This is a genomic window from Halohasta sp. A2, assembly GCF_056175805.1.
Genome location: NZ_JAQFWV010000174.1, coordinates 1 through 945 on the forward strand (window position 1 = coordinate 1; position 945 = coordinate 945).

Sequence of the window (945 nt, forward strand, 5' to 3'; positions counted from 1 at the left end):
TATTCTTTGGCGCACGCACCTCACAAGTGCCAGTTGTAATCGACACTTCTGCTGTCCTGGCTTCTCGGCCTCCGCCTTGTTGAATCTCAACCGAGTCGCGACCTCGCTCAACGAGGTCGCTACTCCACTCAAATAGTTTTCCAGTATCACCGTCTTCTGTCCAAATACGTCGATTTTGATTGGCGCGGACAACAAACCCAGCGTCGTCGGTCTCTCTGCCAAATTCTTCAAACAGCGCAAACGCATCACCACCTCGGTCATGGACAAAAATCGGACGAACATCCGTAGGCATCCACTCAAGACTGGCTCTATTCCCACGTAGCCATTTTTCATACTGGGATTCAATCTGAATTGGGTCGTCTCTATCGTTGGTGATGTAGTCCGTCTCTGACTGTTGATCCTCGACCAGCACTTGCTGGTCGATGATCCCTGTCATCTGTCGAGTTTTGGGACGTATACCGATCGACGAGTGTAATTTGACACCTTCGACATCGATATTTGTTGAGCTAATATCGCCGAGACCGTCCTTTGCTGGATGGCGAGGGAAAGTGAGGTACGTTGTGTCGGAGACGACCAGCAGCTCGTCTCCGCCACTCAGTCGGTCTCGCTGTGCTTGCCCATGGGCGGCGATAACTTCACTGGACTCCACACGATCATTATCGCAAAATCGGTATGTAGCCTTTGTGGAGGCCCAATCTTCGCAGGCTGCCGGGATGGACTCGGCAGGCGAGCTGCCGAGTTCATCTCCGAGCTTTACCAACCGATCAGTCAATCGTTTGTCGCCGAACTCAGCTGCTCGAAACTCTTTTCGAATCCATCCAGAGACATCCATGTCACACAGCTGTCCATCTTCATCAGCTATTGATCGCCAGCCCCGCGAACGGCGTCCCATTTCCTGGAGTTGATTGGTCAGCTACGGCGTTAGAACTTGTGGGTAAGAGACAG

General features: G+C 52.3%; 1 protein-coding gene. It reads right to left on the bottom strand.

Annotated elements, in window-relative coordinates; genetic code table 11:
* The coding region (locus O2S87_RS18640; RefSeq protein ID WP_475410217.1) for an IS4 family transposase at positions 1 to 892 on the bottom strand (892 nt) is incomplete at its 3' end.
* Positions 893 to 945: the final 53 nt, after the last annotated feature.